The sequence below is a fragment of the Paraburkholderia sp. genome (genome assembly GCF_026225065.1).
Taxonomy (GTDB): Bacteria; Pseudomonadota; Gammaproteobacteria; order Burkholderiales; family Burkholderiaceae; genus Paraburkholderia.
In genome coordinates this window covers 1-7,652 of record NZ_JAMFSB010000351.1, presented here as the reverse complement: position 1 = coordinate 7,652, position 7,652 = coordinate 1, and the positions used below count along the sequence as shown (strand labels likewise).

At 59.6% G+C, this 7,652-nt stretch carries 6 protein-coding genes and 2 pseudogenes; 1 reads left to right on the top strand and 7 read right to left on the bottom strand.

What is annotated here, in order from left to right; genetic code table 11:
• Positions 1-221, top strand: a pseudogene (locus M0954_RS24245) (S-(hydroxymethyl)glutathione dehydrogenase); the annotation flags it as partial.
• A gap of 397 nt (positions 222-618) precedes the next feature.
• Here the strand turns inward: M0954_RS24245 and M0954_RS24240 are convergent.
• The 7 genes and pseudogenes from M0954_RS24240 to M0954_RS24210 all read right to left on the bottom strand — a co-directional run.
• A complete protein-coding gene (locus M0954_RS24240; RefSeq protein WP_297355943.1) occupies positions 619-951 on the bottom strand; it encodes a hypothetical protein in 333 nt (110 codons plus the stop codon).
• Between the two features lie 44 nt (positions 952-995).
• On the bottom strand, positions 996-2,714 hold the full coding sequence (locus M0954_RS24235) for a methyl-accepting chemotaxis protein (RefSeq protein WP_297355942.1): 1,719 nt from the start codon (positions 2,712-2,714) through the stop codon (positions 996-998).
• Positions 2,715-3,023: 309 nt separating this feature from the next.
• Positions 3,024-3,185 (bottom strand): annotated as a pseudogene (locus tag M0954_RS24230) (IS5/IS1182 family transposase); the annotation flags it as partial.
• A gap of 91 nt (positions 3,186-3,276) precedes the next feature.
• On the bottom strand, positions 3,277-4,428 hold the full coding sequence (locus M0954_RS24225; RefSeq protein WP_297355941.1) for an ABC transporter substrate-binding protein: 1,152 nt from the start codon (positions 4,426-4,428) through the stop codon (positions 3,277-3,279).
• A 104-nt stretch (positions 4,429-4,532) separates the two neighbouring features.
• Positions 4,533-5,465 (bottom strand): 3-hydroxyacyl-CoA dehydrogenase, encoded by a 933-nt coding sequence (locus tag M0954_RS24220; RefSeq protein ID WP_297355940.1) that lies wholly within the window; start codon positions 5,463-5,465, stop codon positions 4,533-4,535.
• A 72-nt stretch (positions 5,466-5,537) separates the two neighbouring features.
• The gene (locus tag M0954_RS24215; RefSeq protein ID WP_297355944.1) at positions 5,538-6,272 is read right to left on the bottom strand and encodes an ABC transporter ATP-binding protein; all 735 of its coding nucleotides are present in this window, start codon (positions 6,270-6,272) and stop codon (positions 5,538-5,540) included.
• Positions 6,265-7,652 (bottom strand): branched-chain amino acid ABC transporter ATP-binding protein/permease (locus M0954_RS24210; protein ID WP_297355939.1); only part of this gene is annotated, 1,388 nt, incomplete at its 5' end. The genes M0954_RS24210 and M0954_RS24215, both read right to left, overlap by 8 nt.

The following is a 7,652-nucleotide window of genomic DNA, read 5'->3' as shown; positions in this document are numbered from 1 at the left end:
TCCAGCTCGTGACGGGCCGTCAATGGAAGGGCTCCGCGTTCGGCGGCGCACGTGGCCGCACCGATGTGCCGAAGATCGTCGACTGGTATATGGAAGGCAAGATCAACATCGACGATCTGATCACGCACCGTCTGCCACTTGAACGGATCAACGAAGGCTTCGACCTGATGAAGAAGGGCGAGTCGATCCGCTCGGTCGTACTGTACGAAGCGGCAGGCTGATCGTATCTCTCTGCGTCAAGCCAAGTGTTACTTCGCTGGCGGCTCCACCCGCCAGCGAATTTTTTCCACGAAGAGTTGAGTGGATGATATGGGTGTGGTGCTCATATCGTTTTTCTTCGCGCACTGCCGCAGATTGACTGCAATACACCTGATTACTGCCCATTGAACACGGCATTCTCCAATGCCAACCCGGATTCGCGGTTTCGTGCGCGTTGCCATATGCGGTTTTGTTATGGTTTGGCTCGCGGCGCTTCGGTGTCGATCCCAACGTTAACAGCTATACCTTGCGTCCATGCAGCGGTGACCAGCAAGTCGCCGTTACACCTGTCTTGCCAATAGTAGTGGATAACACCTGCCGGTCTGCCAGCAATAGCCTACTCGATGCCTCGACGGGCAGCTACCTAAGTGCATTCAGGTAACGGTTCACTTCGGTTAGGAAAGCTGAGTGGTATTGTTCCGGTAGGCTCCGGTCGTCACTTAGGGACATCAGATCTTCGATTCTTCCGCGGAACGACCTTGCAATATCTGCCTGCATCGCCGCAGGCAGGTGCGTCAGCACCGAAACGAGCAATTCGCCCACGACTGCAAGGCGTGCGCCATGCTGAACGACGCTCATACCGTTGATTTTCGATAGCGTCGCGAGCGAATCGAGCAACGTATCGTGGTCCACTTTTTTAGCCTGAATGGCGAGGACAGGCGTCGAAACTGGTCGAGTTTCGACGTCTGCCATGCCACTCTGCGTTTTAAAAATCCTGAACATTGTGCGTTACGTGATCAGAACGTTTCCCAGTCCGCTTTCGCTGCCTCGGCTGCGGTGGATTTATCCGCAACGATGGCCGGGGCAATCTTCGGCTTTGAAGGCTTCGCGCCATGCGTGATGTGAGTCCGTGAGGCAGGCAGGCGAGGCTTGCTTTGTGGAATCGTCATGAGCGACCCGGATTGCCCCGTATCGGCGACGCTGAACACGGAAACGGCGCCCTTCAGCCTGGTTGCCTGTTCTTCAAGTGACTGCGCTGCCGCCGCTGCCTCTTCGACAAGTGCTGCATTCTGCTGCGTGACCTCGTCCATCTGGCCGACCGCCTGGTTCACCTGCTCAATCCCACGGCTTTGCTCTTCGGACGCCGCGGCGATCTCGCCGACAATATCCGAGACCTGCTTGATCGCCTGCTTGACCTGCCCCATCGTTGTGCTGACTTCGGTTGCCTGTTTCGCGCCGTCCTGAATCATCGTGACGGACGAGCTGATCAGTTCCTTGATTTCCTTCGCAGCCGCAGCGGAGCGCTGGGCCAGACTGCGAACCTCGCTGGCAACCACAGCAAAGCCCCGTCCCTGTTCGCCAGCCCGTGCGGCTTCGACAGCGGCATTAAGCGCGAGAATGTTCGTCTGGAAAGCAATGCCTTCGATGACGCCGGTGATTTCGGAAATCTTGCTTGAACTTGCGCTGATCTGGCCGATGGTGCCGACCATGGCCTGAACCGAATCGTTACCGGCATCGGCCATGTCCGTTGCGCTAGTGGCCAGCGTATTAGCCTGCCGGGCGTTATCAGCATTCTGCTTAACCGTTTCGGTCAACTGCATCATGCTGGACGCTGTCTGTTCCAGAGATGCGGCCTGTTCTTCAGTGCGCGCAGAAAGGTCCGTATTGCCACTGGCAATTTCTCGCGACGCCACAGCGACCGACTCGGTGGAACTCTTGATTCCGCGAACCGTATCGCTGAGCTGGTCGTCCATTTTCTTCAATGCTTCGAGAAGCTGACCGAACTCGCCACCTGAATCAACGACGACCCGATTTTCGAGCTTTCCGTTTGCGATATGGTTCGCCACTTCGACAGCGCGGTTGAGCGGCTTCGAGATCGCACGGCGTAGGTACGTAGATGCAGCCGCGGCTACAATCACGCCCGCGCCGAGTAGAGCGATTGCGCTCCAGAGGATCTTCCTGAACGTTGATTCGCTATCGTCTGAAAATTGCTGGGCTTGGACCAGATTGATCGTCGCGTCCAGATTCAACGCCTCTTTCATGGCATCGCCGGGTGCCGTTACCTTGTCGATTGCCGATGTCGCCGCATCGTAGTTGCCGGCGCTGAACGCGGCTACCGCTTCATCGACCGCCGCCTTGAACGGGGGCAACGCATTCTTGATTCTGTCTGCAATTTCGCGTTCCTTGTCGCTCGATATGCCGTCGGGATAGTAGTGATTCCACGCCTTGTTGAGACGCTCCAGGTCGTTGTGAACCTGCTCGATCGAGGAGGCTGATTTTCCCTGATTGCGAAGCACCTGCATCAATCTCAACTGAAGGCGAATATCCAGACTAACCTCGCGAACATCCGACAGATCGCTAATTGGCACGGTGTTACCAGAGAAGGAGTCGGCAATGTTGGAATTGAGTTTGGAAAGCCCGAACAGGCTAAATAGTCCGATACCTGCCATCAGTATTACGCATGCGCCAAACGCTATAGCGATCTTGAACTTGATCGTTTGTCCGAAGCTACCCATGCTGTGTCCCTGAGAAATGTGAGGCGGGCAGTTCGTCCCGGGGAAGACCGGAGGCGGAAAACCGTAGCCAGTAAGTGCGTATACGGCAGTGGCCATCAAGGACCGCAGCGTTATTGGGGTAGGAATGTACTGAAAATGCAGTAGGGAAATATTGGACGGTTAAATGTAAGGTCTGCGAGCCTTATCCCTGGGGCATGCGAGGCAGATTGGCTTATTTTACTGAGCGAGAAATAATATTAACGAAAGATTAAATTGGGCAATTTAAATTAAGAAAATGGTAATTCATCAGATGTTTTCAAATGATCGCCGTCTGCGGAGGGGCATTACATCAGGCTTCCGTTCGAGCCGACGCTGCATGGCTTCCAGTATATGTTCGTGCTCCCATCGTCGGATGCGGCGATAGTCGCTGGGCGAGCATCGCTCCTTGAGATGGCAACGCGGGCATGCGCTGGGCCAATACACCCGCAGATCGTCGTTTGTGGTGACCTCTTGGTGCGACGGCGTCACCAAGGGGCCACCAAGTTCGATTCTTACCGAACAACCGCTACGGCGGTGTTCAGCTTTACTGGCTGAAATCGATGTGCTTCACGAACACGATCTTGCCATTGTCGTTCTTGACGACATTGTAGCCATGCAGGCCATCTCCGTTTGCGTCGAACGTGTAGACGCCTTCGACGCCCTTATACCCCTTGATTGCGTGCAGTGCCTTCGAGATGTCGTCCGGCTTTGTGCTATTCGCGGTCTTGATCGCCAATGCGAGCAGTTTCACCGAGTCGTACGCCCAGGCCGAATAGAAGTCCGGCTCCACCTTGTACGCGGCACGATACTTCTGCGCGTACGCTTGCGCTTCCGGACTCGAATCCGGTGCGAAGTCGGCGATCGAGTACGAGCCGTACAGCGCGTCGCCTGCGAGCTGCATTGCGGTCGCAGTCGATAAAGACGGCGAGCCGATCCATGCATCCTTCACGCCGAGCTGGCGCAACTGCTTGCCGAAAATCGCGACGTCGGTCGAGTTCGCAATGTAGGTTGCGATGATATCCGCACCTGAGTTCTTCACGGCCAGCACCACCGGCGTGAAGTCCTGCGAGTTGCTCGTGAAACCCTGCACGACGACCGGCGTGATGCCGGCGACCTTCAGCGCCGCGGTCAGGTTGTTCTTGCCGCCGTTGCCGAACGCGTCGGTGGAATAGACGATCGCCCACTTCTTCAGTTTCAGCGTGTTCACGCCATAGTCGGCGATCACCTTGGCCGAGTAGCCGTCGTTCGGGCGCGCGCGGAGGATCCACGGGTTGTTCGCGTGCGTGAGGCCGACGTCGGTACCGCCCACCATGATCGGCAGCCGTGCGCGCATCACGGTCGGCGAGATCGCCTGAATTTGCGTGCTACGCACCGTCGCGATGAGTGCAGACAGGTTGCCCGAGCTCGTCAGCTTCGAGATGGCCAGTACGGACCCCGGGTTCGTGCTCTGATTGTCTTCATTGAGCAATACGAGCTGGTGGCCCAGCACGCCGCCTGACTTGTTGATTTCGTCGAGCGCCAGTTTCGCGCCATTCGCCTGATAGACGCCGGCTTCAGAGCTTGGCCCCGTGCTCTCGGTCATCATGCCGAACGTGATCGGGTCGGCGGCCCGTACCGGCGACGATGCCAGTGCGAGCGCGGTGGCGGTGGTCGTAGCGGCCGCAAAAACGGCCAGCCATGACGATGTTTTTTTCATTACGTGTCTCCAGACGTTCCAGGCCGGATGGCCTCGTGTGATGGTCAGGCGTTCAATGGCACGACATCCACAACTTCGTTGGCTTCAACCATTGAGTCATTCGTTCATTCGCTATCCGCGGCGCGCTTGTGCGCGATGAGATTCATCAGGCGCTGGTCGCGCCATGCCTGGCGCGCCTGGCGCTGGTCCGCCGGCAGCTCGGCGAGGCGTTCCTGCTCGAGCTTGCCGAGCAGCGCGTCGTCCCACCTGCGCGGCGTGGCTTGCGTTGCAATGTCGTAATACAGCGGACCGTACCGGCCGCAGTAGTCGCGAATACCGCCCGGCGCGTTGAGGTCGATGGTTTCCAGCGGCCCCATGAATGCCCAGCGCAGCCCGAGGCCGTCCTTGACGGCCTTGTCGATATCGCTGCCGTTTACATAGCCGTCTTCGACGAGCCGGAATGCCTCAGCGAGCAGCGCGCCTTGCAAGCGGTTCACGATAAAGCCTTGAATTTCTCGGTTGACGACGATCGGCACCTGGCCCGCGCGCGCGTACATCTCGCGGGCGCGCTCGATCACAGCCGGGTCGGTCCACGGTGCCGGCACCAGTTCGACGAGCGGCACGACCGACGGCGGATTGATCGGATGGCCGACAAAGCAACGCTGCCGGCACACCAGCTCTTCGGTGAACGCCGATGCTGGGATGCCCGACGTCGAGCTGGCAAGCAGCGTGTCCGGGCCGACCAGCTTGTCGAGCTTCGCGTAGATTTCTTTCTTTGCGTCGACCGTCTCGCGCACGTTTTCCTGCACGAAGTCCGCGCCGGAGAGCGCTTCTTCCAGCGACGCGGTCGCGCTCACGCGTGCGATCACCGCATCCGGCTCTTCGCTGATCAGGCCAAGCGAGTGCTGCTTGACGAGGCCGGCCTTGACGGTATCGCGTGCACTCGCCACCGCCTTCGCGTCGATGTCGTACAGCGTGACCGTGTGACCCGCGCGCGCGAATACCGACGCCCACGCACAACCGATTAGCCCGGCGCCGATGATTGCGATTTTTTCCATCGTTGATTCTCCTGTGTATCCCACATCCGTAACGAATGAGCGTTAGATTGAAGCGGCGCGCGAGCCGGTTAGCTAGCTCGCGCGCGCATGTGCTTTGCCGCCACCCAGATAGGCCGCGCGTACTTCTTCGTTGTTACGCAGCGCCTCGGGGGTGCCTTCGACAATCACACGTCCCGTCGACAGCACATAGCCGCGATCGGCGACCGACAGCGCCATATTGGCGTTCTGTTCGACGAGCAACACCGTGGTGCCGCTCTCGCGAATCTTGCGGATCGTCGCGAACAGTTGCTGCACGATGATCGGCGCGAGCCCGAGCGACGGCTCGTCGAGCAGGATCAGCCTGGGCTTCGACATCAGCCCGCGCGCGACTGCGAGCATTTGCTGCTGGCCGCCGGACAGGCTCCAGCCGAGCGCGTCCGAAAGACGTTTCAGGTCCGGGAAGATCGCGTACATCTCTTCGACTTCGGATTCGAGCGCGCGCCGGCCGACATGGCCGCGCGGCGACGAGCCGATCATGATGTTTTCCTTGACCGTCAGCCCAGGAAAGATGCGTCGCCCCTCCGGCACATGCGCGATCCCCATGCGGACGATCTTCTCCGGCGATGCGCGTTCGATCGCTACGCCGTTGAAGCGGATCTGTCCGCGCGTCGGCGCCACAAGTCCAGAGATATTGCGCAACGTGGTGCTCTTGCCCGCGCCATTCGCGCCGAGCAGCGTGACGATCTCGCCCTGCTCGACGTGAATCGACACGTCGTTCAGGGCCTGCACGTGGCCGTAGTGGCTTTCGATGTGGGTGAGCTCAAGCAGTGGCATCAGCGCTCTCCCCGAGATAGGCGGCGACCACTTCCGGATGACGCATGACGTAACCCGGCTCACCCTCGGCGATCTTCTTGCCGAAGTTCAGCACCGTGATCGTGTCGGACACCTGCTCGATCAGGCTGATGTCGTGTTCAATCAGGAAGATCGTCATGCCATGGCCTTTCAGACGCGTCAGCAGCTTGCCGAGATTCTTCTTTTCCGTCATGTTCAAACCGGCCGCAGGCTCGTCGAGCAGCAGGAAGCTCGGATGGCCAGCCAACGCCCGCGCGATTTCGACGAGGCGCTGATGCCCATACGGCAGGCCCTTCACGGTCATGTGCATCTGTTCGGCCATGCCGACGAACTTCAGCGCCGACATCGCGCGCTCATGCAAGGCCGCGCGGCTCGTGCCGACCGGATGGTTGGCGCGCTGCGCCCCAACCATCACGTTCTCCACCACCGACATCGAAGCGAACAGGCGAATGTTCTGGAACGTGCGCCCGATGCCGAAACCCGCGCGCTGGTGCGGCGACATCGCGGTGATGTCGGCGTCGTCGAACAGGATGCGGCCGCTCGTTGCCTTATAGATGCCGTTCAGCACGTTGAGCGTGGTGGTCTTGCCGGAACCGTTCGGTCCAATCAGCGTGTGCACGGTGCCGCGTTTGACTTCGAGCGAGATGCCGTCCACAGCCTTCACGCCGCCGAAGTGTTTCGCAATGTTCTCGAGCCTGAGGATCGGTGCCGGGTTGCTGATCGATACTTCGAGTTCGAGTGGAGCGATGCTGTCGAGATCGACGGCAGGCACTTTCCTGAAGCGACTGAACCGACCACGCACGATGCCCCAGATACCGGCCGGTAGGAACACCATGATCAGGATCACCGCGAGCCCGTACACGGCGAGATAGATCTCCTTCAGGAAGCGCAGCCATTCGGGCAGCACGATCAGGAGGCTTGTGCCAAACACGCCGCCGAACGCGGAATCCGCGCCGCCGAGCAGCGTCATCGTCAGGAACTCGATCGAGCGCGCGAAGTTGAAGTTGTCCGGGCTGATATACGCGAAGCCCGCCGCATAGAACGCGCCGCCGACACCTGCGAGCGCCGCGCTTATCGTGAACGCGGTGACTTTGACGCGCAACGTGTCGACCCCCGTCACTTCGGCGGCGAGTTCGTTCTCACGCACGGCACGCATGGCGCGGCCGACCCGCGTCTGCGGCAGCCACCAGACGAAGCCAATCGCCGCATACAGGAATACAAGGCACAGCACGAGATAGACGCGATCGTCCGCAAACGGGAAACCGAAGATCGATGGCCGCTGGATGCCCGCGACGCCGTCCGGCCCTTGCGTGACGCTCGCCCAGTTGACCATCACGAGATCGAAGATCTGCTGGA

Excerpts from the sequence above, each read along its gene's own strand:
- M0954_RS24240 (WP_297355943.1), bottom strand. The coding sequence starts at position 951 with ATGGCAGACGTCGAAACTCGACCAGTTTCGACGCCTGTCCTCGCCATT.
- M0954_RS24235 (WP_297355942.1), bottom strand. The coding sequence starts at position 2,714 with ATGGGTAGCTTCGGACAAACGATCAAGTTCAAGATCGCTATAGCGTTT.
- M0954_RS24225 (WP_297355941.1), bottom strand. The coding sequence starts at position 4,428 with ATGAAAAAAACATCGTCATGGCTGGCCGTTTTTGCGGCCGCTACGACC.
- M0954_RS24220 (WP_297355940.1), bottom strand. The coding sequence starts at position 5,465 with ATGGAAAAAATCGCAATCATCGGCGCCGGGCTAATCGGTTGTGCGTGG.